This is a genomic window from Spirochaetota bacterium (assembly GCA_026414805.1).
Lineage (GTDB): Bacteria > Spirochaetota > UBA4802 > UBA4802 > UB4802 > UBA4802.
This window is the reverse complement of sequence record JAOAIH010000155.1, coordinates 562-866: the sequence shown is the minus strand read 5'-3', so window position 1 is coordinate 866 and position 305 is coordinate 562. Positions and strand designations below refer to the sequence as shown.

The window sequence follows — 305 nt, the reverse complement described above, 5'->3', positions numbered from 1 at the left end:
ACTGAAAACCCCCTGGATTTTGCTATTGACGGAGATGGCTTTTTCATGGTGGCAGGACCTAACGGGAATACGGTTTATACCCGTGACGGCAGCTTCAAGGCCAGCATATCGGATGCAGGGAAAAAACTTACTACCTCAGACGGCTATCCTGTGCTGGATGATACCGGTAATGAAATTATTTTTGATGTGGATATATCCAAATTAAATGTTTCCAGCGAAGGAGAATTGAGCTATCAGGATGAAACAGGTGCAACCGTTTCTCTTGGACAGAAGATCGGTTTGGTGAAGTTTCAGAACCGTCAGGG

The 305-nt window shown here is 45.2% G+C and carries 1 protein-coding gene; it reads left to right on the top strand.

Annotation, left to right across the window (positions count from 1 at the left end; genetic code table 11):
• Positions 1 to 305: flagellar basal body rod protein FlgG (flgG, locus tag N3F66_15105; GenBank protein MCX8125475.1), on the top strand; the 305-nt coding region annotated here is incomplete at both ends.